Origin of the sequence: [Flexibacter] sp. ATCC 35103, assembly GCF_001975985.1 — a bacterium.
Taxonomy (GTDB): Bacteria; Bacteroidota; Bacteroidia; order Flavobacteriales; family Flavobacteriaceae; genus Flavobacterium.
Map to the genome: position 1 here is coordinate 497,621 of NZ_MTQF01000004.1, position 25,299 is coordinate 522,919.

Genomic DNA, 25,299 nt, shown 5'->3' on the forward strand with positions numbered 1-25,299 from the left:
CAGGAAGGTTCTGCTTATGATCTGAACATCAATATGTTCAACGTCCTGCAGCATACCATCACAGGATGGCCGGGCGGAAAACCCAATACAGACGATTCACATCGTCCCGAAAGAGCCAATCCTGCAAAAAAACGAGTGATCCTTTTTAGTCCGCATCCTGATGATGATGTGATTTCTATGGGAGGAACTTTTTCAAAATTGATAAAACAGGGCCATGATGTACACGTTGTATATCAAACCTCCGGAAATATAGCCGTTACAGACGACGAAGCCTTGAAATTTGCTGAGGTAGCCAAGGATTTTGTGGGCGATACGGCAACACAAATCAACTTTCAGTCGGTAATAGATTTTTTAAATAATAAATCAGAAAACCAGATTGATTCGCTGGAAGTGAGAAAACTAAAAGGACTTATCCGAAGAAGGGAATCTTATGCCGCGACAAGATACATTGGTTTAAAAGATGAGAATACCCACTTTTTGGATCTTCCGTTTTATGAAACCGGACAGGTTAAGAAAAACCCGTTAGGACCAGAAGATATTGCCATTGTAAAGGATATTATTGCCAAAATAAAACCACATCAGGTTTTTGCAGCGGGAGATTTGGCAGATCCGCACGGAACGCATGAAGTTTGTCTGAATGCTATTTTTGCTGCCATGAAACAATTAAAACCGGAGAAATACATGGATGATTGCTGGTTGTGGTTGTACAGAGGTGCGTGGCACGAATGGGACATTCACGAAATTGATATGGCCGTTCCGCTTTCGCCATCAGAAGTATTATTGAAACGTCACGCAATTTTGTACCACCAGTCCCAAAAAGACAGGGTTATGTTTCAGGGAAATGATTCCAGGGAGTTCTGGGTGAGAGCCGAAGACCGTAACAAAAACACCGCCATTTTATACGATGATTTAGGATTGGCAGAATATGAAGCAATCGAAGCCTTTAAACGTTTTGAATATTAGCAGATAAATATTTTTACAATAAAAAAATCTAAAAAAACTTACTTTTACAACAAATTAAAACAGCAAATTCTTGTCAATAAACTTGTTTTTAATAATGATATTGATAGTTTTGCGCTTTCACAAACAAACCCCAAATTTCACTTACAAACCTATGAAAAAAATCCTTTCTTATGTATTCCCTTTTGTTATTCTCGCCAGCGTAATTGTTGGCTGCAGTGATGACGACTCAAAAGGAGACGGTTACAAACCCAATTATCTGGCTATTATTGATGCTACGAATTTACCGGCAGAAAATAAACCAATGACGATGTTTCAGGACGATGAAAGTCCCTCAAGAATGTATGACAATAAAGATCGCTGGTTTCGCGTAAACCAACCCATGCAAATCCTTCAGAAAGGAAAAGATTCCGTACAGGTTTCTCTTTATTCGCCTGTTGGGCTAAGCGACGTAAAAGTCTATGCAAAATTAGCCAACTACGACAAGCGTTTTTTGATTTATGAGTTTTCTAAAGTTCCTGCTTTTCATCGTTCTTTTCATCAGCTTCCTTTAGTAGAAGGAAAACATGATTATATGCTAGAAAACGGAAAAACAGTTACTATCGATAAAATCGACGGTTTTTCAACCGGAGCGATTGAATTTTCTGTAGAATCAGCAGATCCTTTATTTGCTAAATTCAAAAAAATCAAATCGGCAAGATTGGTTCAGTTTAGCGATCAGTACCATAAAAACGAATATGGTAAATATTTGCCTATGAACCCTGTTTTGGCTAAAGAAGCGATTACCATGATTATCAATTTCTCTTATGCTATAAGTCATCCTATATATTATGATACTTTCATGAATTTTGACCTGTACAAACGAGAGCAGGCTGCGGCAGCAGGAACTGCAGTAAACGGTGCCTTAAACTGGCACGGGAACGCTGATGATAAAGACGGGGTTTATGATTATTTTACTAAAGTGCAAATCGATCAGGCTTATAATACTTATATCGACAGCCGAAATTTGAATATGGCAATGGTTGGCGGAGATTCTGCCTGGGGAGGCGGTCCGCTGGCATCTCAATGGGAATCCAGCTATGTAACCGCGCACTGGGTGGGAGAAATGTCGATTTGGTCACACGAATATTCACATCATAGTGGTTATAATCATAGCAGTAATTTAGCCAATAGCGGCGAAGGCGGTGGTCAGCAGGAAATGTTAACCAACTTTTATAAATACCTGATTCATTTAAATGATCTTCCTTTTACGGATCCTGATATATTAAAAGGATACTCAAAAACGGGATATTTAACAGGCACGTATAAAAAACCTGTATTTACGATCAACCCCAAAAATCCATTTTTAGTAAAATATAAAGAAGAAGGAAAATGGAAATAACCTACAAAACTATCATGAACAAAATACCGTTTTTATTACTATTACTTTGTCTGTTTACGAATTGCAGCAAAGACTCTTCGGATGGAAATCCTACAACTTACGATTATTTATATCCAACAGATGAAGCATCGATAACGGCTGCGCAAATTGGCAATGGAACCGGAACTTTAGATCCTAAGGGAATCACGATCGCGAACGAAAAATTATATGTGGCAAATGGCAATGTGCTGGAAGTTTTTAATGCTGTGACCCTGGCTCATATCAAAACAATTACCGAATATAAAAAAGGAACCACTACAATTGCTTTAAGCGAAATTACTTCGGTTGCTGTTGATAATGGCAGGATTTATATAGGAAGTCGTGAATCAAGACTTTTTGTGATAGACGAAAATACAAATGCGGGAATTAGTACGGTAGGTAACGGACAATGGTGGCAAACTTTTGTACACGTTTTTGGGGTTGTAGTTAAAGACGGATTGGTATTCGTGAAAGAAAAAGAAACGTCTATAAAAGTTTTTGAAACTTCTCAAATTACCGAAACCAGCGAATGGAATTTAAAACCTATTGCGAAACTAAATACTTTAAACGGTTTTGATCAGGTTTATGCCCTGGATGTAGAAGCCGGGAATCTGGTTGTTGCAGGACGTGATGCAAAAAGCTATTTGTATTATGATATTGCAGGTATTAAGGCAAATGCGGCAGCTTCTCTTACTGAACCATTAAAACCGGTTGTATCTGCTTTTGATGCAAAACCTATTGCGGTTTCTTTTAGTAAGGATTGGGCAGTTACGTCAGAAAATGTGGGAAATGTCAATTATTTACGCATATATCCTAAAGCTCAGTTTATGGCGCGCAACTTTACGGCAAGTTTAAATGTTTCTGACGTTTTGGGAGTAAATCCTTTTGGAAGCATTGTAAGTGTTGCACAACTTAACGACCGCTTATTTTTATCTGATAACACAAATAAAAAGATAAGGGTTCTTAAACTTAATAAAGCTACAATTGCTGAGCAGGATTAATCAAATTAATTCTGGTGATTCAATAATAAAGGGAATAGTCTAACAGCTATTCCCTTTATTATTTAAAGTCATTCCTATCTAATTCAGCTTATTATATTTTAAAACCTGAGTTATTTTAAATTCAGAATTTAAAATAAGTGGTAACTTTTCATGCTTTTTTCAGACCAATATCAAAAAAATCCATGACAACAGATATCATAGAGTTAAATGATTTTATTGTTTTAATCGAACAATCGAATACCTATAAAACATTTGTGCAGCAATGTGAAATCGATGGTGATGCAGTTGGATTTGCCTTTTATGGTTCCGGAAATGTCGAACTGGAAATCAAGCACAATCAGCAAACCAAGTATTTAGTAAATACGACAGGATTGGCGATTTGTTTCTTCGGAAATCAAAAAGTAGCATTCTCACATAAAATAGAACCGGACAAACCGTTGCAATCTATTAGTGTTTTTACGAAATTAAAATACCTCAACAATTTGCCCGAAGCTGAAAAAGAGATCTTCGAAAATTATCTTCCGGAGTTATTGAATCCTAAAGAACATTTTGTAAAAGGTCCTTCTTTTTATATGACTTTAGACATGCAATTAGCCGTTCAGAAAATCTTTAATACCACGTATACCGGCAATACGAGATTGTTGTTTTTAAAAAGTCAGGTCAACGAACTTCTGGCACATTTTTATGCACTTTTAGCAACTGGTTCCAAAATTGATTTTTCAGAAACAGATAAAAACAAATTGTATAAAGCGAAAGAAATTGTCACAAACAGTTATTCTAAACCGCCATCGATTACGCAATTATCTCAAATGGTTGGCTTAAACAGTAATAAACTAAAAAAGAATTTCAAGGAACTTTTTGGTATTCCGGTTTTTAAATATGTACAGGAAGAACGCTTGCACAAAGCATATGAATTACTGCGTGACAGGGAAAAAACCGTACAAGAGTCGGCATGGGAAGTTGGTTACGAAAGTTTGAGTTCTTTCTCGAATGCCTTTTATAAAAAATTCGGAATGCGCCCAAACGATGTTCGGCAACAATTCTTTTCAGACAAATCTTAATTCTTTTGCGACAAATGATTCTTTTTTAATCTAAACATCTTTGTATCAATAACCATTTAAAAAATATTGATATGAAAAAAACTAAAATTTTAGTCTTGGGTTCAAACGGTAAAACAGGACGCAGAGTTGTTGAAAGATTAGAAAAAACTGAAAATATTGAAATTCGTTTGGGTTCCCGAAACGAGAAAATTCCATTTGATTGGGAAAAACCCGAAACCTGGCAAAAAGTTTTGGAAGATATCGAAATGGTTTACATTACTTTTCAACCGGATCTCGCTATTCCTTCTGCAGCAGATTCTATCGAAAAATTCACCAAACTGGCTACAGAATCAGGAGTTCAAAAAATGGTTTTATTATCGGGAAGAGGCGAAAAAGAAGCGCAGATTTGTGAGGGAATTGTAAAGACAAATGCTAAAAACTGGACGATTGTACGAGCAAGCTGGTTCAATCAAAACTTTAGCGAAAGCATATTTTTAGATCCTGTTTTAGTCGGAATTGTTGCATTGCCAAGAGCCGAAGCACTTGAACCTTTTATAGATGCTGATGATATTGCTGAGGTGGTTACAGTTTCGCTTTTAGAAGAAAAACACAACAAACAAACGTATGAATTAACGGGTCCGAGATTATTATCTTTTGAACAAGCGGTAAACGAAATTGCCAATGCTTCTGGCAGAAATATCACTTTTCAGGGGTTATCCTTAGCAGAATATATTAAAATATTAAGAGAATATCAGGTTCCTGAAGACCAGATTTGGTTGGTGAATTATCTTTTTGAACAGGTATTAGATGGCAGAAATTCAAGTATAACATCTGATGTAGAAAAAGTGCTGGGCAGGAAAGCGAAAGATTTTTCTGCGTACGCGACAGAAACAGCCAAGACTGGAATCTGGAATGTTTGAGACTATTTGACGCTGATAATACGAATTCGCTAAAGCGAAAACGCAGATTTTTATTGAACGAAAAAACTAACATAAAAACCTTGGTATTCATTTTAAATTTCTAATTTTAGAAAGTATCTTTCAATACATTTTAGAAACCATATGCTAAAAAAATACAGCGCTTTAATTATTTTTACTGCAATTGAAATCGCAATCGCATTAGTCAGTTTTAATACTCATATCCAAAACAATTCGACTTTATTATCGGTCTTCACGGCTCTATTTTTGATTGTGACACCGGCATTATATTATCTCACAAACAAAAAACAAACTGAATTTACTTTTTGGTTTGTTTTTTATTCTGTTTTCAAGATTACGCCTTATATATTCGAAATGGAAAATAACTTGTTTCAGGTTGTTTTTCAATGGAAAATCTTTTTAAACATTGCGTTCCTGATTTTCTTAGTATGGAAAGCTTTTCAATTTATACGAAACTTTAGAAAAGCCGTAAAACAAAAAGATAATACGGAGCAGGATGACTATTCTATTATTTCAGATTCTTTAAAAAAATCTATTCCGTTTAAAAAACTGGGAAAAATGATCTCGTTTGAGGTTTGTTCTTTCTATTACTGTTTTATAAAATGGAAAGGGAATAAAAGCTCTGAAAATAATTTTTCAGGTTATCGCGAAAGTGGCGTTAGTGCGCTTTATATCGGTTTAATGTTAGCTTCGGTTTTTGAGGCGATTGCGTTGCATGCGTATCTAATTTCAAGAAACAAAATTGTTGCAATCGTTATTCTGGTGCTTCATGTTTATTTGCTCATTAATTTGATAGGGCATTTAAAAGCGATTTTTTTTAGAAGCCATCTTCTTTTGTCACAAAAAATTGTAATTCGTTATGGCCTTTTCGATACTCTCGAAATACCTCTTGATTCAATAAATACCATACAAAAGTTCGAAGGTGATTATGAAAAAAGCAATGAACTCGTAAAATTTGCCTTGCTGGGTAAATTAGAACCGCATAATATTTCGATTGAATTAAAAGAGAAGATTCAGCTTAGTTTACCTTTTGGTATTAAAAAGGAACCTAAACTAATATTACTTTACATAGATAATGCTGCTGATTTTCTTAAAACTGTTACTGGCAGAATCGAAGAATTACAAAACTTTGATCCTATATCCCCAGAACTAAATAAAAGTAATCCTGTTTTTGTTGTTTAAGAATTATAAATCTAGCCAAATAAACCGATAATCTTATTTTTTTGTCATATTATGAATAATTTATAATAACAAAAAAAGACTGCCTTTTCAGACAGTCTTTTATATTCTTAAAATAAGAATGTATTATAACTTTATTTCTTTTGCAGCAAGTTCTCTCTTTTTTGCCAACTGATTTACTCTCCATATCAAAAACACAGTAAAAGCCGTAATCACAGCAATTACATATCCTAGTATATCATAGTTTTCTAAAGGAGAAGATTTCGTTTTTTGGTGCACGATAAATCCGGCACAAACTGCTGCGATTCCGCCTGCAATTTGCTGTAAAGATGAAGATATCGACATATAAGCGCCACGATCTTCTAATCCTGGAATTGCTGTATTTAGCGTAGTTGCCGGAATCATACGACTCATGATTCCCATAAATAAAATCATATTGATGACTACGATTTCCCATAACGGAATAGGATTTAAGTTCGTATAAATTAAAATCATAATCACAGAAATTAAAGATCCTGCGGCAAACAATTTAAACTTACTGACTTTATCACTTAATTTCCCAATTAAAGGCATAATAAAAAGTACTGAAAGTCCGGTAAAGAAAAACACCATTGGTAATTCTAACTGGCTTATTTTAATATTATTGACTAAAAAAGCACTCCCAAAAGGCTGTAACATAAAACCTCCTACAGACAGAAATGCAATCGAAGCAAAACCTATCTGATATTGTTTGTTGCTTATGGTGTGCCAAAGATGCAAAAACGGACTTTTATCTGATTGTACTTCTAAATGTTTGGTAATAGGCTGCATTTGGGTGATGATCGCGATAAGAATTAATACTCCCAGAGCGGCAATCATGATAAAAGCGGAATGCCAGCCCCAGTGATTGGCAAAGTATAAACCAACGGGAATTCCTAAAATCTGACTTGTTGCAAAGGCCATTTGTATGAATCCCATCACGCGGCCTCTTTGATGAATGACAAATAAATCAGTCACGATTGCCAATGAAACAGAACCAATTACGCCACCAAAAAGTCCGGTAACGATTCTGGCAGTCAGCAACATAATATAACTGGATGAAAGTGCACAGAAAACTGTTCCTATAATAAATCCTGTATAAAAGAAGATGAGCAACTTTTTTCGGTCAAACCTGTCTGCAAAACCTGCTGCCAGCAATCCTGAAATTCCGGCACTAAAAGCATAAGCAGAAACAGCAAACCCAAAGTTTGACGTTGTCATGTCAAGTGTTTTCATTAAGATATCTCCTAACGGAGAAATTACCATAAAATCAAGTATTACTGTAAACTGTAAAAGTGCCAGGATGGCAATAATGATTTTTTGGTGAGATGTAAAAGCGGGGCTTTCCCCTATTGTTTTTTCCATATAAACTGGTTATTTTTTATTAATTTAATTCCTGGCATTCGTGACCAAATTCGTTGATCATACCAATAATTGTTTCGGGTTTCAAGACATCCGAAACGACACGAAGTACACAATCAACATCTTCATGATCGATACTCCAGTGTTTTATATCAGAATGGTCGTCCAGCGTTTTTCGCAATTCGCAAGCCGGATCAATATTCTTAATATTTGTTTTAAAAACGTGTATTGAGTTTAATTCTGTTTCCATAATTTTTCATGGTGTTAAAGCTTTTATGGTTCGGCTAAAAGCTTCTTTCATAATTTCTTTGGTAAGTTTAAATGGCTTCCCTCCCATACTCTTACCCTCAGTATGCAAGTTCAACAGCGTGTACAAAGGCCCGTAGGCAACAGCCCAAAAAGCTTCAAATGTCATAGGGACCAGTTCTTTATTACGCAGTCCGTTATCAATAAACTCCTTCATAATCTTTCTAAAATCTGCAAACTCCTGAATAGAATCAAGAATGATCTCTGAATGGGGCGAATGTTTGACGATTTCAAAAAAAGCAACTTCCTTCGGGTATTTCATGGTAAACGCCGCGCGGTTTTCCCATTGCTTCCATAATCCTTCTTCAAACGACATTTCGGGCGAAAAATCTTTTACTGTACCGGTAAAAAACTTAAGGGCAATCACTGCGCCTATTTTTTGTATTAAATCATCTTTGTCTTTGTAGTATATATATAATGTTCCAACAGAAATTGAGCAGGCTTTTGCCAGTTTGTTCATGCTGAAACCCTGAAATCCGTCGCGTACGATTTGATCAATTGCAGTGGTAATAACCAGCTTCTCTTTATCTACATCACGTATTCTCATGGTATTTTTTTTACAAAGATAAAATAATAAATGAATGAACATTCTTTTATTAATTATTTTTTTCAGATAAATAATCAATGAATTGGAGTTGGAATTATTTTGCCACTCCCGATAGCTATCGGGATAAAAGGATTAAAATGATTCTCGTTTTTGTGTGAATTATTCTATAGCGGCGTGAATTATTTTTCGCCACATAAATAGAAATCTTTTTAATCCTTTTAATCTGTGGCTATAAAACGCAAGAAATTTTATTCCATAAAAAAACTCCTGCTCAAAATGAACAGGAGTTTTAAAACAAATCTAATTTCTATTTCTAATCTACTTCTACTATTTAATTTATGCTAATCCGCGTGTCAACCAGCCTCTTTTGTTGGCAGTAACGATGGCATAAGGTGTAATCCAGAATAAGCTAAAGGTGTAAAAAACACTGTATGAATATGCCCAAAGCGAATCAGACAAATTATATCTTTTAGCGTAAAATAAAACCGGAAAACTGGATACGATTAAGATTCCTAAAAGTGTTGAACTTAAAAACAATAACGGATGCATGATGATAAAAAAGAACATAAAAAGCATGAACGGATACGCCATAACAATTTTTGTAGCCTGGTTTAACCATAAAAGTCGGGCACCAAATTTAGATTCTTTTCTAAAATCTGTAAAAACATATTTCGCCATTGCAATGTTTTCACGTACGTTACTTCTACTCCATCTTATAAACATTTTGTACAATCCGGTATATTCTTCCGGAACGTTTGTCAATACATAAGCATTTCTTTGAAACAATACATGCTGACCTTGTTTCAGGATCATATTCGTCATCGCACGATCTTCGCCAATATCTGACGGTTGTCCCATAAAAGTCTGGTTAATCCATTCGTCAAGACAAGCAAAAACGGCTGTTTTACGATATGCTGCTGCTGCTCCCGGAGTACATAGAACTGAACCTAATTTACTTTCTGCCGAACGCATGAATTCAAAACTCATTACAAAACTTACATTCAGCATTTTTGGCAAGATTGCTTTTTTACTGTTCAAAACATGAACGTTTCCTGCAACTGCTCCACATTTTTCGTCAACCACAAACGGACTCACTAAATTACGTAACGTATCTTTTTTGACGATCGAATCACTATCTACCGTTACAAAGATTTCTCCTTTTCCTAATTCGAATCCACGGTATAAAGCGTGACGTTTTCCTGCGTTTGCCGGTTGTTGAAAAATCGTTAAACGATCTCCTAATTTTATTTTGGCCTGTTGCATCCAGTACCAGGTATCATCTTTACTTCCGTCATCTACTGCTAATATTTCTAATTTATGTGCCGGGAAATCACTCTCGGCCAAACTCAATAAAGTATCCCAAACCAGTTTCCCTTCATTATACGCAGGAACTATTACGGTAACAGTTGGCAACATTTCATCAGAAACGGATTCGATTGGTTTGTATTTTATATATAAATAGGCATTATACAGGAAAACTCCTGTCTGGAAGAAAAACAAAATTCCTGCAACTATCAAAAACGGTAATCCCCATGAAGAGTTCATTCTGTCTATCTGAAACTGATCAAAATCGTCCTGTAAATAATATACAGAATAAGCACCAACAAACATTAAGATAAAAGTACTTACAAGTACAAATAATCCAAACTTACTTTTGGTTCGCTCGCTTACTTTTTTTGATGTTACATTGTCATTGCTAATACGAAAAATGGAACTGTTTAAGGCTTGTTCGTTACTAAGATCTGATTTCGACGTATAAAATTGTTCTGTTGTTAAGGTTTCACTTTTCATATGACACTACTTTTGATTGCTTTGTATGGCTTTTATTTAATTTGTTTCCCTCCCGATGCGTAATTTTCATTTATCTAAAAGGAATTTACATTATCCCATTTTGCAAGCGTTGTGCCATTATCAGTTTTTACTGGTTTTGAGTTGTTTAGGTATTTTAAGTGTTTTTAATGTGTGTAATTATTATACGTTTTTAGGATACAGTATACAGTTTTTGTTGGGGTTTTGGGAGTTTTTGGGTTGAGATTTGTTGTCTTTGAGTATGACGAAGTTTAGTAAAAACGGTTTTTGGAGTTTATTATTGTTATACTGAATAAAGTTGAAAAGATTTTGGGATTTTGGATTTCAGGATTGGAATTTCTTTTTATGTAGCTATTTCCCGCTGTCCTTTTCAATCTTTTATGCCGAACACTAGCACAAAAGGATTTCCACTTCCATCGGGAATAGGAAAAACTAAATTATTATCAGTTAAATATGAATCTATTTACATGCTTTATGGTTTTCCTTCCTCTTCTTAATTAAATATTCGATACTTTAGCAATCCGATTATTTTTTGTAGTAATTATATAAATCTTTTCATGGCTTTCAACGAAGATTCTCGTGTTAAAATACCTACCATTTTGCATTTAATGCGATTAGGTTATTCCTATTTATCATTATCAAATCAAAAATGGGACGAATCAACTAATATCTTCACTGATATCTTTAATAAAAACGTTAAAAGATTAAATCCTGAGTTATCATCAGGTGATATCGATCGAACTTATAGCGAAGTAGCTTTATGTTTGGAAAATGAAGATTTAGGAAAAGTTTTCTATGAAAAATTGGTAGATCAATCGAATGTAAGGTTAGTTGACTTTGAAAACTTCAATAATAACTCATTTCATGTAGTTACTGAGTTAACTTACAAAAAAGATGACGAAGAATTTAGACCTGACATTACTTTATTAATAAATGGTTTGCCTTTGGTTTTTATAGAAGTAAAAAAGCCAAACAATCAAGATGGTGTCATTGCTGAACATAAGCGTATACAAACTCGTTTTCAAAACAAAAAGTTTCGACAATTTGTCAACATTACGCAGCTAATGGTTTTCTCAAATAATATGGAATATGATGATAGCTCACCTTTAGCTCTTGAAGGTGCTTTTTATGCTACTCCATCCTATTACAAACCTATCTTCAACTATTTTAGAGAAGAAGACAAATTTGATTTTGATAATTTATTTAAAAATATAGATGAAGAAAATGAAAACTTTGTACTAAAAGACACCAACTTATTAAGTATCAAAAACTCACCCGAATTCCTTACCAATAAACATTATAATACTCCAACGAATCGAATTTGCACTTCTATATTCCAAAGAGACCGTCTTGCTTTTGTATTGCAATTTGGAATAGCTTATGTAAAAGAAAGTTCCGGCTTACAAAAACACATTATGCGTTACCCTCAGTTGTTTGCTACCAAAGCAATTGAACAAAAACTGGAAGAAGGAGGAAAAAAAGGTATCATTTGGCATACACAAGGAAGCGGAAAAACAGCTTTAACTTTTTATAATGTCAAGTATTTGACTCATTATTTTCAAAAGAAAAGTATTATTCCTAAATTCTATTTTATTGTTGATCGATTAGATTTATTGGTTCAGGCAGGAAAAGAATTTAAAAGTCGAGGATTAATTGTTCATAATATTAATTCCAGAGAAGAATTTTCCAGAGATATCAAATCTACTTCTGTAATTCATAATAATTTAGGTAAAGCCGAAATTACAGTTGTAAACATTCAAAAATTTCAGGATGATCCTGATGTAATTAGAAATACAGATTACAACCTAAACATACAACGAGTGTATTTCTTAGATGAAGTACATCGCAGTTATAACCCAAAAGGCAGCTTTTTAGCGAACTTAAATGAATCTGACAGTAATGCCATAAAAATTGGATTAACCGGAACACCTTTATTAGGAACTGACTATAATTCTAAAGCATTATTTGGAAGTTACATTCATAAATATTATTACAATTCTTCTATTGCAGATGGTTATACTTTGAGATTGATTCGAGAAGAAATTGAAACCAATTATAAACTTACTTTAAAACAAGCACTGGAAGAAATTGAAATTCTAAAAGGCAATACAGATAAAAAAGTGGTGTATGCGCACCCGACATTTGTAGAGCCAATGTTAGATTATATTGTTCAGGATTTCGAAAAAGCACGCATAGCATCAAATGACAATTCGATTGGAGGAATGGTTGTTTGTGATTCTTCAGAACAGGCAAAAATGTTATTCGAGATATTCGAATCTAAATATGCCACAGAAAAAACAGATTTGAACTTTTATCAAATGGTTGCTGAACCACGTGCAAGTTATGGTTCTCAAAAAAAGAACAAAAGTAAAGTTTCTACAGCCGCTATAATTCTACATGACGTTGGAACTAAAAAAGAAAGAGAGGCAAAAGTTGAGGAATTTAAGGATGGCAAAATAGATTTTCTCTTCGTTTATAATATGTTACTTACTGGTTTTGATGCACCACGATTAAAGAAATTATATATCGGACGTGTCATTAAAGCTCATAATCTGTTACAAACCCTTACCAGGGTTAATAGAACCTACAAAGATTTCAGATACGGATACGTAGTTGATTTTGCTGATATTCAAAAAGAGTTTTACAAAACCAACCAGGATTACTTTAACGAGCTACAGTCAGAGCTAGGAGATGAAATGGAACATTACTCTAACATCTTCAAATCAGCAGCAGAAATTAAGGAAGAAATCAATGAGATCAAGGAAATTTTATTCCCGTTTGATACTTTAAATGCTGAGATCTTTTCGCAGCAAATTTCGCAAATTCAGGATCGAAGCGAAATGCTGAAAATTAATAGAGTATTGAATAATGCAAAAAGCTTGTACAATCTTATTCGATTATCTGGAAATTATGAGTTATTAGAACGCCTTGATTTTCATAAATTAACAATATTATCCCGTGAAGCTAACAATCACTTGGCTTTAATAAATACTAAGGAAGCACTAGAAAAAAATGTTGATACTACCAATTTATTGAATATAGCTTTAGAAGATGTCATTTTTGCATTTGTAAAGATTGGAGAGGAGGAAATGGTTTTGGCAGATACTTTGAAAACAACTTTACAAAAAACCCGTGAAATACTCGGTGGTAATTTTGACCCCAAAGACCCTGTTTTTATATCTTTGCGAGAAGAATTGGAACGTTTATTTAAAAAGAAAAATTTAACTGAAGTTAACAAAGAAGAAATGGAAGACAACATTAAACAGTTGGAATACATTTATGGTAAAGCCAAAGAATTAGAAAGAAAAAACCAATTACTTAGAGCCAAATATGATAATGATGAGAAATACGCTCGTTTGCATAAAAGATTGATGGAAAAAGATCCGTTAACCGATAGTGAAAACAAACTTTTTGATGCTTTAAAAGGATTAAAAAAAGAAATTGATGATCAGCTTTTACAAAATTCAAAAGTGTTAGAAAACGAGAATTATGTTGAGAAAATGATCATGCGATTTGTAATTAATCAATTTAAGAATAAAAACGAAATTCCTTTAAATCCTGAAACTTCCAAGCGCATTAACAGTCTAGTGGTAAAAGAATATATGAATGAGTTTTATGGACGAACAGCTTAATATGAACAAAAATTATTGTCGTACTCATGAAAAATTACTTATCAAATGGCTTTAGACAAGTCTACAAAAGAATTTGAAAAATTTAAAGAAAGCAGAAAAACAATAGAGATCGAACAAAGCCTGAAAGAAATTGAAGCAGATATTAAAAAATTGAAAAAATAACATAAAAATACAATGATTACCACAATACAGTTTGAAAAACAAACCAAAGCACTTATAGACGATCTTAAAAGTGTTTGTGCCAACTATGGTTTGGGAAATGATGGAAATGAGTTTAAGATTATCACCCAAGTATTTTTATATAAATTCCTTAACGATAAATTCGTTCATGAAGTAAAACAACTCGATGAAAAAATAGCAGCATCAGATAATTGGGAAGAAACTTTAAGAAGTTATTCAACAGCTGATTATGAAATGTTGACGATGCAAATGAGCGAAAGTACCGCTAACATTCATCCAGATCAATTGATTTCAAGCTTATTTGAACGCCAAAACGAAAAAAAGTTTGCCGATATATTCGACAATACTTTACTAGATATTGCCAAAGAAAACAGTGCGATTTTTTCGGTTGTTACCGAAAGTGGAGAAAAAATAGTATTATTCGAAAATATAAGCAAATATGTCACTGACAAACGTGATGATTTTTGCAGAGCAATTATAAACAAACTAATCAATTTTAGTTTTGAGAATATCTTTCATGAAAAATTCGATTTCTACGCTACTATTTTCGAATATTTAATAAGCGATTATAATACCAATAGCGGAGGAAAATATGCCGAATATTTCACACCTCATGCTGTTGCTAAAATCATGGCGCGTTGTTTAGTAAATGAAACCGTAAGTAATGTAACCTGTTATGACCCGAGTGCGGGATCAGGAACGCTTTTGATGAATTTAGCACACCAGATTGGTGAAGAAAAATGTACGGTTTACTCTCAGGATATCTCCCAAAAATCATCTAATTTATTGCGTTTGAATTTAATTTTGAACGATTTGGTGCATTCGATTCCTAATATTGTAAAAGGAAATACTATTCTCGAACCGTATCATAAAGAACAAAACGGACGCTTGAAACAATTTGATTATATTGTTTCAAATCCTCCATTTAAATTAGATTTCTCTGATTATGTAAATGATTTAAATACAAAAGAAAACCACGAACGCTTTTTTGCAGGAATGCCTAATATTCCGAAAGCCAAAAAAGACAGTATGGCCATTTATCCTTTATTTGTACAGCACATTATGTATTCGCTTACCGCAAAAGGAAAAGCCGCAATTGTGGTACCAACAGGATTTATCACAGCACAAAGTGGCATCGAACGCAAAATACGCGAGCAAATGGTCGAACGTAAAATGTTGCGAGGTGTGGTTAGTATGCCCTCAAACATTTTTGCCACAACAGGAACCAACGTTTCTATTTTGTTTCTGGATAGAGAAAATACCAAAGGCGATATTGTTTTAATGGATGCTTCTAAACTGGGAACAACGGTAAAAGAAGGTAAAAACCAAAAAACACTTTTATCGCATCAGGAAGAAGATTATATCATTGATACTTTTAATAAACACGAAGCCAAAGAAGATTTCTCGGTAGTAGTTTCGTATGAAGATATAAAAGCTAAAAATTATTCATTAAGCGCCGGACAATATTTTGAAGTAAAAATTGAATATACTGATATTACACCTGAAGAGTTTGCAACTAAAATAAAAACTTTTGAAACTAATTTAAGTGAACTTTTTAGTAAAAGTAAAACTTTGGAATTAGAAATTCAGAATAATTTGAAAGGATTGAAATATGAGTAAACTAAAAACATATAAATTCAGTGATTTATATGAAATGAGTTCTGGTATTTCATCAAAACCTGAACAAGCTGGACATGGATCACAATTTGTTTCTTTCAAAACAGTTTTCAATAACTTTTTTTTACCCGATGCTCTATCGGAGTATATGGACATCTCTGAAAAAGAAAAAGAGATCTATTCGATAAAAAAAGGAGATATTTTTCTAACTAGAACTAGTGAAACATTAGATGAATTAGGAATGAGTTGTGTTGCTGTAAAAGATTATCCAGCATCATCTTTTAGCGGTTTTTTAAAAAGATTACGACCTACTCAAGATGACATAACTTACGATAAATTTATGGCATTTTATTTAAGAAGTGATTTGTTTAGAAAAACAATGACAAATAACTCTATAATGACTTTGAGAGCTAGTTTAAATGAACAAATTTTTTCATATTTAGAATTAATTCTACCTGATTTTAAGGAACAAAAAAAAGCAGGAGATTTTCTTTATTCTCTTAATGCTAAAATCGAACTCAACAATAAAATCAATACAGAGCTTGAAGCAATGGCAAAAACGCTTTATGATTATTGGTTTGTACAGTTTGACTTTCCAGATGCCAACGGAAAACCTTATAAATCTTCTGGTGGAAAAATGGTTTGGGATGAGAAATTGAAGAGGGAGATTCCTGAAAAATGGGAAGTAAAAAGAATTGATCAATATGCAGTAGTTCAAAAAGGTGATTTAATAACAGCAAAAAAATCAAAAGAAGGTAATATAAAAGTTATTTCAGCTGGCATAAGTTATGCATATACTCATTCTGTTTCAAATAGAGAGAAAAATACAATTACTATAAGTGGCTCAGGAGCAAATGCAGGTTATATTAATTTTTGGAGAGAACCGATTTTTGCATGTGACTGTATAACTGTAAGGGGGAAAAATGATACAATAACATTAATGATTCTATATCACTTAAAATTATTGCAAAATTATATTTTAAGTCAAGCCACCGGGTCTGCACAACCACATGTATATCCAAGTGATATTAAAATATTGAATTACATAGTACCTTCGAACGATTTAATTAAACTATTTGGTAAAATGGTTATCCAGTCAAATGAGAAAATAGCAAATAATTTAAAAGAAAATCAAGAACTCGCTTCACTTCGAGATTGGTTGTTACCTATGTTAATGAATGGGCAAATTACAGTTAGCGAAATTCAGAAAGAAATTATAGAACCGAAATAAATTATTTTATAAACTTTACTTAACATAGTAAGTAAATTATAATTATTGAAAAAGATATGGAAAAGTTAGAATTCAAAGGTGTTGAATGCCTTAAAATCAATATAGCCAAAATCCTGAAATTTATAAAGATGAAATTGACAAAGTGCCAGTTATACCAGGAGATTGTCTACGCAATAGTTATAAAATTGCAGAAAATATAACTGATATTACCATTGCCGAGGGATTTCTTATAACCTATTTTGAAGACGAAAGCGATATTGAAAGTGTAGGTCATGTTTGGAATGAATATAAAGGTGCCTATTTCGATAAAAGTATTGAGTTAATACAACACAATAGAAATATCAAAGAAAATAAGTATTTTTTAAGAAAAACATACGATGTTAGTGAGGCCTCAATAAAAAAAGGTTATTTTCCTACAACAAATATGTATGATTTACATCCAAAAGAAGACCCAACAAAATTTGAAATTTTTTTTTAAACAGACGTAAAAAAATTAGAAAAAGAATTAAAAGATTTTTTGAATAATAAAGAAGAAAAAGATATTTAAACTTATGTTGAAAGAAAGAATAGAGCTATATATAGAAAATGAATTTGCTCAACGTATCAGTAGTGAGCAGAATTTCTTTTATCAAAAAGGTCAGGATGCTTTGAATAAATGGATAAATATGGAACTAACCAGTGAACAAGCTGATTCCATAATTTCATTAAGTTTAGATTATAATGAATTTAAAAAAATAGATACTTCAAATCGAGAACTCTTTCCCATAACTCAATTACTTTTCGAGATAATTTCCTATTGCGATAATAAAGCAAATGGCAAAAAACATCATAATCAATATGACGATAGCAGAACTTTTGCAAATGCAGGTGTTCGTATGGGAGCGTGGATTAGGAATTTAGTAGAATATAAATTTAACTCTCAGAATGTAAGTGGTTCAATAAAAAATGCTTTCAATTATCTTCTTGACCCAACCAATAACACCACCATTTTAAGTGAAAACCATAGAAAATTTATTGTTGAGTACTTTTTAAAAAAAGATTACAATTCAGCTGACTTTACCGATGATTGTAAAAGTATATTTAAAAACTATAGCTTATCCGTTTTAAATGATGAAAATTATACTTTTTATATTTCTTCATTAATATACAGTGTTGCAAATGAATGGAAACCAAAAGTCAGCTTAAAATTTAAAGATTTAGTTAAAAAACTCGAAAGCCACTTCATTTCCGAAAAAATAGAGTTTTCGTTTGATAAGTTAACTTCTAGATCAAGGTTTATTTGGATCTCTGATGGATCGAAAATTATTGGAAATCATATTGCACATTATGAAATTGGTTTTAGGAGCATTTCAGCAAACAAAAATGAAATATATGTTGATATTCATTTTGAAGGCAATACAAAAACTGAAAAAGATATCTTCTACAATACAATAAAAAATTTACCCGAAAATCTAGAATGGTTTGATTGGCAGAATTCAAAAAGTATTGGTTTTAAGGAAGCATATAAATTAGATGATGAGGATATAATTGACAATATTACTTCTGCTCTTGAATATATTGAGGATAATATAGGAGATTCTATAAGAGAAATAATTAGTGAATTGTCAATAACAAACGCAAATATTATAGAAAATAAGCTTGAATCTATGAAACAACCTTTAAATCAAATTCTTTATGGTCCACCTGGAACAGGAAAAACATACAATAGTATTGATAGCGCTCTTAAAATAATAAATGAAGAGGAAGAGCAACAATTAAACTGGGATGACAGAAATGCTGTCAAGAATCTTTTTGACAAAAGGGTAACTGAAGGCAGAATTGTATTTACTACTTTTCATCAAAGTATGAATTATGAAGATTTTATTGAAGGAATAAAACCTGAAGAACCAGAAAAAGAAGGAGATCCTGTAATCTATAAAATTAAGTATGGGATTTTACGAAATCTATGTATTGAAGCTTCTTTCGAAATAGCCCAATTACGAGAAGATGATATCACTGACGAAGTGTTAGACTTCTCATTTCTCTATGATAGTTTAGTTGAAAATATAGAAGAAGAACTAATTGCAGGAAATTCAGTTGAGTTAGAAATTAAAACCGGTGCAAAAGTATTAGTGGATAGCATTTCTCAAAACGGGAACTTTATTATCAAACATATTAACGGAAAAAAAACATATACTGTTTCGAAAAACAGATTAACAAAATTAAATTCAGTAATTAAAGATCTTGACAAAGTTACTAATATTGCTGATGAATTTAAATCTGTCATTGGTGGTAGTAATTCTTCAGCCTACTGGTCTGTTCTCAATGCTATTCAAAAAGAAAAACATAATATTCCCAGAAATACGGAAAAAAGGAAATACACATTTGAAGAAAAAAAAGAAGTAGTATCTTCTCTTTCAAAAAAAGATTTTATCGGCAAAAAAGGAAAACCTTTTGTCTTAATTATTGATGAAATAAACCGAGGAAATGTTTCGCAAATCTTTGGTGAATTAATTACACTGATTGAAGAAGATAAACGTTTAGGAAAAAAAGAAGCGCTGGAAGTTACCTTACCCTACAGCAAAGATAAATTTGGAGTTCCTGCCAATCTCTATATGATTGGTACAATGAATACAGCCGACAGAAGCGTTGAAGCGTTGGACGCTGCTCTAAGAAGACGTTTTTGTTTTGAGGAAATGCCTCCATCATATGATTTAAAAGAATTGCAAAATGAAATTTTTGGACATAAAGCTTCTAAAGTACTTGAAAAAATCAATTTAAGGATTGAAAAATTGTTAGACAAAGATCATAAAATAGGTCACTCCTACTTACTAAACAAAAATGAAAATTCAATAATAGATTCTTTTTATAAAAATATTATCCCCTTGCTTCAAGAATATTTCTTTGGAGATTATAGTAAAATTGGTTTGGTATTAGGAAAAGGGTTTGTGCATTTGAAAGAATCGGAGGGATCGGATATTTTTGCCGAATTTTATGACGTTGCCGAAGATTTTGACAATAGAAATGTCTATGAAATTATTGATTACAGAAAAGATAAGCTTAACGGCAAAATTAATTTCGGCCAAGCTATTCAAGTTTTAATGAAAAAGTAATTTGAGTAAAATAAAAGAAAATATTGTTGCTTTTGAACATGAAATTCTTCGTTTTGATAGAGGTGAAAAGAAAATCACTAAAAATCAATTCGAAGCTTTAGAACGCTATTATGGTAACGGAAAACCTTTCTATAAATTAGTTTACAATGGAGTTCAATTTAACGAACATGTTGGTGTTATACAAGTTGGTAATACTTTAATCGAAGTATTACCAAAGGCAGATAAAGTTCCTCATTCGGCAGGAGAAGATCAAAAATGGCGTGACCTATTAATTGGAATGTTACGAGCTGTAGGAAGCTTTGATATAAAATCTACAAGCTCCAGTAATTTAAAAATAAAACCTAATACTATTCTTGATTTATATTTTGAGTTATTCATTAAAGAAATAGAATATTTACTTCATAATGGTTTAGTAAAAAAATATCGAAAAAAAGAAGGAAATGTTACTGCATTAAAAGGCAGTTTACAATTCAGTAAACATATCCAGCAAAATTTAATTCATCAGGAGCGATTTTATGTTCGACATTCTACTTATGATGTTGAACATACCTTGCATTTCATTCTTTATAAAGCTCTAAAATTATTAAAACAGATCAATACCAATAATGATTTGCATAGCCGAATTGGGACTTTGCTTTTGCATTTTCCTGAAATGCCAGAAATAAAAGTTTCAGATGCTACTTTTGAGAAATTGGTTTACAATAGAAAAAATCAACATTATCAAAAAGCTATAGAAATCGCTAAACTATTATTATTGAAATACCATCCTGATGTAAGCAAAGGAAGAAACCACGTTTTGGCTCTGATGTTTGATATGAATATGCTTTGGGAACAATTTATATTTGTGAGTTTAAAGAAAAATAAAACTGATTTCACTAAAATAAAAGCACAAACCTCTAAGTTTTTTTGGAAACCTGAAAACGGCAGAAGAACAGCAATGAAGCCCGATATTTATATTGAAACAAATAATGGCAACATCGTATTAGACACTAAATGGAAAAATCTAAACGGCTTTAATCCATCTCCAGATGATTTACGACAAATGTATGTATACCATGAATATTTTGACGCTACAAAAGTAGCGTTGGTTTATCCTGGAAACAATAAAGATAGTAAAGCAGGAATTTATTTAAAAAAGGATGGAAATCATCATGATGATAAAATATGTAGCGTTGTTTTAATCAATGTAGAAAATGAAATAAAAGAATGGCAAAAAACAATTGGAAAAGTTATTAATCGATTTATTGATAAAACATCCCTTCATACAAAAGGCTCCTGATTTTGGCTAGCAATTTCTCTTTCTAAACAGGTTTGCTAATTTCAAATATCAGAAAATCAATTAACAAATATCATGAGATTAGCCTAATTCTTAAGACCTCGGCTTAGCTAAATTCCTATCATACATAATAATAGTTCCTGCTACTGCCACATTTAAACTTTTTTCTGATTTAAATTTTACTAAATGATGGCATTTAGCCATTACTTTATGAGATAAGCCATGATCTTCTGCTCCCAAGAGATAAACACAACGTCTTGGATGTTCAAAAGTCTCTAAATCGACAGCTTTATCATCTAATTCAACCCCAACCAATCGCGCTCCTTTAGGCAGGTTTTCAAAAAAAGCTTCAAAAGTATCATAATGAAAATACGGAATTGCTTTTACCGCATCATGCGTATCACAGGCTTGTTTGGCATATCGATTGCCTATGGTAAAGATAAAAGTAGCACCTAAATTTTGAGCAGATCGCCACAAAACACCGAGATTTTCAGGTGTTTTACCATTTTGAATTCCTATTCCAAAATATTCATTTATAAAGTTATCATTCATACCGCAAAAGTACAAACTGTAAGTACATAAGTCAATTTTTTATTCCTCATACATCTCCATCCACAACCTGGTTTCTTCCAAATCCAGTTCTTTTTCAATCTTTCTGAAAATCTCTTCATTTACAGAACCTGATTTATGCATCGCTTCTACAACACTCGTTTGTAGGTTTGCGTTATTGCAGGCTAGTTTTCATTTTCAGGGTTATTGTTGAGGTCAAAAAATTCTTTTTCAATATCTTCAATACTAGGTAAACTCGATTTAAGATCGTCTGGCAGTAATTGTGTGAATTCGTATTCAGAAACACCAATGGGTTTGTTTAGGTCACGCAAAGCATATTCGGCAAAAATTTTGTCCTTGCCTTTGCATAATATCAGTCCTATAGTAGGTTTATCGGTTTCATGTTTTAATAAATCATCGACTGCCGAGCAATAAAAATTCATTTTGCCTGCATATTCAGGCATAAAATCGCCTTTTTTTAAATCGATAACAACGAAGCAACGCATTTTGAGATGGTAAAAAAGCAGGTCGAGTTGAAAATCTTTGTCGCTGATTTCTAATTTGTATTGTCGGCCTACAAAGGCAAAACCAGCACCCAATTCGAGCAGAAATTTTTCAACGTGTTTTACGAGTTCCAACTCTAATTCTCTTTCAGAAAACTCAGTTGCGAGCGTAATAAAATCAAAAATATAAGGATCTTTAAAGGTTTGCTTTGCCCAAAGTGAGTGAGAATTGGTAAGCGTAGTGTCGAAATTATGAACCAATGCACCTTGCCGTTCGTGAGCCTTGTTTTGGATTTGCGCGACCAAAGTATCACGGCTCCAGCCATGTTCTAAAATTTGTTGCATATACCAATAGCGTATGGGCAGGTCTTTTATTTTTTGTAAAAGAATAGTGTGTTGTGTCCAACCTATTAAAGCAATCAATTGAGCTTGATTTTTAGTATCTTCTAATTGCGCAACTGTCAGTTGCGTAATTACAGTATTTTCTAAATGCGCAACGGGTAGTGGCGTAATTGATTGACTGTCTAATTTAGGAACTGGTTGTTGCCCAATTGAAGTTAACATCGGATATTCATTAAAAAATTGAACCATCATCTGAAGATTTCTCACAGAAAATCCTTTTACTTCAGCAAGTTCATTCTTTAAATCATTCGCCAATTTTGGGATAACACCTTTTCCCCAACCTTTTTGTTGTTGCTGGTTGTGAATCATTCGACCAATATCCCAATAGGTGGCCAACATTTCGGCATTGGCCGCGAGATTGACTTTTAGTTGTCCCTGACGAACCCTATTTTTAATATTGGTTAGTAAACCTTTGTATATCTCTATTTCGGTATTCATTTCTGTACAGTTTATAATCTTGAATTAGCCCTTCTTGATCATTGTGATTTTTCAACAATAATTTTCAGTTTTCTAATCAAAATAATTTTTATTCATCATGGTTGTCACATTTCTTCCATAAAAAGAATTCTTTATTTATTTTAGAAGAATGTTTCTAATCTTAAAGATTTACGCCATATCGCAATATACGATATTAAACTACGACACTCTAATTTCCCTACTCCTCATACATCTCCATCCATAGCCTGGTTTCTTCCAAATCCAGTTCCTTCTCAATCTTCCTGAAAATCTCCTCATTTACAGAACCGGATTTATGCATCGATTCCAGCTTATTACGTTCTACATTCAAAAGATCAATTTGTATTTTAGTAAAATCGTTGAAGATTTCGCCCCCCATTAATTTCCCTTTTCCGAAGAAATTGGCTGGGAGTTCGGTTTTTTGAAGGCGGTTGAATTTTACTTCATATTTGCTTTTTATGTTGTGCAGCAAGTCATCGTTAAGTAATGAGAAATTATCTTCGATGTGTGTAATGGTTTGCGACACGATAATATTTCGGATCTCGTATTCTTCAGCAAGAATCGAATATTTTTCAATTTTTAGTTTTTTAATTAGCCACGGCAAAGTAAGTCCCTGAATCACCAAAGTGGAAAGTATCACACAAAATACCAGATAAATGATGAGGTTTCGGAGTGGAAATGCTTCCGTTTCGTTCATCATTAGCGGAAGCGCCAATGCGGCTGCCATCGAAACCACGCCACGCATTCCGGACCAACCGAAAACAATCATGTTCCGGAAATCAAACTCTTCCTGCAGTCGGATTTTTTTACTGATTACTCTTGGTAATAATGTCGCCGGAATCACCCATAAAAAGCGCACCAAAATCACAACCAGACTTACCGAAGCGCCCCAAATAAACAATGACCAACCGGAATAATCCCCTATTCCCAACATAATTTGGCGCAACTGCAATCCGATTAAGATAAAGATTAAGCCGTTTAGGATATTCGTTAAAACACTCCAAATTGTTCCTGTCATGATTCGGCTTTCGTGAGTGAAAATCGTTCCTGATCTTGCCGAAAGAAAAAGTCCCGTTGCCACTACCGCCAAAACTCCCGAAGATTCAAAATGCTCTGCAATTAAGTAAGAAGCAAAAGGTGTTAATAAAGTTAATGTCGCTTCGATAACTTCATCGCAAACAAACTTTTTATGAATAAAACTCATGATATAACCAACGCCCAATCCTATCGCTATTCCTAAAACCGACATAATAACAAAGTTCAGTCCGGCTTGCCACAGTACAAAATTCCCTGCCGTAATAGCGGTCAAAGCATATTTGTACGCTACCAGACCGCTGGCATCGTTTACCAGACTTTCGCCTTCGAGAATGGCAATTAATCGTGGGTGTAAACCTAAACCTTTTGTTATAGAAGTAGCTGAAACTGCATCAGGAGGCGAAACGATCGCACCCAATAAAAAAGCTAACGGCCAGGAGATATCATCTATCAGCATATGTGCTGCAAAAGCTACGGCAACAGTAGTAAAAAGTACTAAACCTACAGCCGCCAAAGTAATAGGACGAATAGTTTGCTTAAAATCAGACCAGCTTGTGTACCACGCAGCGTGATATAAAAGTGGCGGTAAAAACACAATAAAAACAACTTCAGGACTTAGGGCAATCACCGGAAGTCCCGGAATAATACTAATAACTACTCCGCAAAGCACCAGCACAATAGGGATTGGAAAATTGTATTTTTTACTGATAAGACTCAAAAATGCTACTCCAAACAGTAGCATGATAATAACGGTAATATTTTCCATT

Annotated in this window: 19 protein-coding genes; 12 read left to right on the forward strand and 7 right to left on the reverse strand. The window is 33.2% G+C overall.

From position 1 onward, the window contains the following. The 6 genes from BXU01_RS10115 to BXU01_RS10140 all read left to right on the forward strand — a co-directional run. Positions 1 to 963 (forward strand): PIG-L family deacetylase (locus tag BXU01_RS10115; RefSeq protein ID WP_206196614.1); only part of this gene is annotated, 963 nt, incomplete at its 5' end. 151 nt (positions 964 to 1,114) lie between these two features. Beyond that, positions 1,115 to 2,341 (forward strand): hypothetical protein, encoded by a 1,227-nt coding sequence (locus tag BXU01_RS10120; RefSeq protein ID WP_083693101.1) that lies wholly within the window; start codon positions 1,115 to 1,117, stop codon positions 2,339 to 2,341. Beyond that, the gene (locus tag BXU01_RS10125) at positions 2,332 to 3,360 is read left to right on the forward strand and encodes a hypothetical protein (protein ID WP_083693102.1); all 1,029 of its coding nucleotides are present in this window, start codon (positions 2,332 to 2,334) and stop codon (positions 3,358 to 3,360) included. Before BXU01_RS10120 ends, BXU01_RS10125 begins: the two co-directional genes overlap by 10 nt. 182 nt (positions 3,361 to 3,542) lie before the next feature. After that, complete coding sequence (locus BXU01_RS10130) at positions 3,543 to 4,421, forward strand: AraC family transcriptional regulator (RefSeq protein ID WP_083693103.1); 879 nt, start codon at positions 3,543 to 3,545, stop codon at positions 4,419 to 4,421. A 71-nt stretch (positions 4,422 to 4,492) separates the two neighbouring features. Continuing rightward, a complete protein-coding gene (locus BXU01_RS10135) occupies positions 4,493 to 5,320 on the forward strand; it encodes an NmrA family transcriptional regulator (RefSeq protein ID WP_083693104.1) in 828 nt (275 codons plus the stop codon). Between the two features lie 141 nt (positions 5,321 to 5,461). Then, complete coding sequence (locus BXU01_RS10140; protein ID WP_083693105.1) at positions 5,462 to 6,520, forward strand: hypothetical protein; 1,059 nt, start codon at positions 5,462 to 5,464, stop codon at positions 6,518 to 6,520. Positions 6,521 to 6,643: 123 nt separating this feature from the next. Here the strand turns inward: BXU01_RS10140 and BXU01_RS10145 are convergent, their stop codons facing one another. The 4 genes from BXU01_RS10145 to BXU01_RS10160 all read right to left on the reverse strand — a co-directional run bounded on the left by BXU01_RS10145 (position 6,644) and on the right by BXU01_RS10160 (position 10,541). Further along, on the reverse strand, positions 6,644 to 7,900 hold the full coding sequence (locus BXU01_RS10145) for an MFS transporter (RefSeq protein ID WP_083693106.1): 1,257 nt from the start codon (positions 7,898 to 7,900) through the stop codon (positions 6,644 to 6,646). A gap of 19 nt (positions 7,901 to 7,919) precedes the next feature. Next, positions 7,920 to 8,147 carry a hypothetical protein gene (locus BXU01_RS10150; RefSeq protein WP_083693107.1) on the reverse strand — a complete coding sequence of 76 codons (228 nt, stop codon included), beginning with the start codon at positions 8,145 to 8,147 and terminating at the stop codon, positions 7,920 to 7,922. A gap of 6 nt (positions 8,148 to 8,153) precedes the next feature. Continuing rightward, positions 8,154 to 8,750 carry a TetR/AcrR family transcriptional regulator gene (locus tag BXU01_RS10155; protein ID WP_083693108.1) on the reverse strand — a complete coding sequence of 199 codons (597 nt, stop codon included), beginning with the start codon at positions 8,748 to 8,750 and terminating at the stop codon, positions 8,154 to 8,156. Positions 8,751 to 9,086: 336 nt separating this feature from the next. After that, on the reverse strand, positions 9,087 to 10,541 hold the full coding sequence (locus BXU01_RS10160) for a glycosyltransferase (RefSeq protein WP_083693109.1): 1,455 nt from the start codon (positions 10,539 to 10,541) through the stop codon (positions 9,087 to 9,089). Between the two features lie 575 nt (positions 10,542 to 11,116). Here BXU01_RS10160 and BXU01_RS10170 point away from each other — a divergent pair. From BXU01_RS10170 to BXU01_RS10195, 6 genes are all read left to right on the forward strand, one after another. Then, complete coding sequence (locus BXU01_RS10170) at positions 11,117 to 14,191, forward strand: type I restriction endonuclease subunit R (protein WP_083693111.1); 3,075 nt, start codon at positions 11,117 to 11,119, stop codon at positions 14,189 to 14,191. A gap of 174 nt (positions 14,192 to 14,365) precedes the next feature. Further along, a complete protein-coding gene (locus BXU01_RS10175) occupies positions 14,366 to 15,991 on the forward strand; it encodes a class I SAM-dependent DNA methyltransferase (RefSeq protein ID WP_083693112.1) in 1,626 nt (541 codons plus the stop codon). Next, the gene (locus BXU01_RS10180; RefSeq protein WP_083693113.1) at positions 15,984 to 17,219 is read left to right on the forward strand and encodes a restriction endonuclease subunit S; all 1,236 of its coding nucleotides are present in this window, start codon (positions 15,984 to 15,986) and stop codon (positions 17,217 to 17,219) included. The genes BXU01_RS10175 and BXU01_RS10180 overlap by 8 nt, the downstream gene beginning before the upstream one ends. Before the next feature lie 142 nt (positions 17,220 to 17,361). Next, on the forward strand, positions 17,362 to 17,697 hold the full coding sequence (locus BXU01_RS10185) for a hypothetical protein (RefSeq protein ID WP_083693114.1): 336 nt from the start codon (positions 17,362 to 17,364) through the stop codon (positions 17,695 to 17,697). Positions 17,698 to 17,770: 73 nt separating this feature from the next. After that, entirely contained in the window at positions 17,771 to 20,311 is a 2,541-nt protein-coding gene (locus BXU01_RS10190) for an McrB family protein (RefSeq protein ID WP_083693115.1), read from the forward strand. A 1-nt stretch (position 20,312) separates the two neighbouring features. Further along, complete coding sequence (locus BXU01_RS10195) at positions 20,313 to 21,590, forward strand: McrC family protein (protein ID WP_083693116.1); 1,278 nt, start codon at positions 20,313 to 20,315, stop codon at positions 21,588 to 21,590. Positions 21,591 to 21,680: 90 nt separating this feature from the next. Here the strand turns inward: BXU01_RS10195 and BXU01_RS10200 are convergent, their stop codons facing one another. The 3 genes from BXU01_RS10200 to BXU01_RS10210 all read right to left on the reverse strand — a co-directional run bounded on the left by BXU01_RS10200 (position 21,681) and on the right by BXU01_RS10210 (position 25,298). Next, on the reverse strand, positions 21,681 to 22,139 hold the full coding sequence (locus tag BXU01_RS10200; RefSeq protein WP_083693117.1) for an RNA methyltransferase: 459 nt from the start codon (positions 22,137 to 22,139) through the stop codon (positions 21,681 to 21,683). Between the two features lie 182 nt (positions 22,140 to 22,321). Continuing rightward, on the reverse strand, positions 22,322 to 23,479 hold the full coding sequence (locus tag BXU01_RS10205; RefSeq protein WP_083693118.1) for a YhcG family protein: 1,158 nt from the start codon (positions 23,477 to 23,479) through the stop codon (positions 22,322 to 22,324). 217 nt (positions 23,480 to 23,696) lie between these two features. Further along, a complete protein-coding gene (locus tag BXU01_RS10210; RefSeq protein WP_083693119.1) occupies positions 23,697 to 25,298 on the reverse strand; it encodes a Na+/H+ antiporter in 1,602 nt (533 codons plus the stop codon). Between the last annotated feature and the right edge of the window lies 1 nt (position 25,299).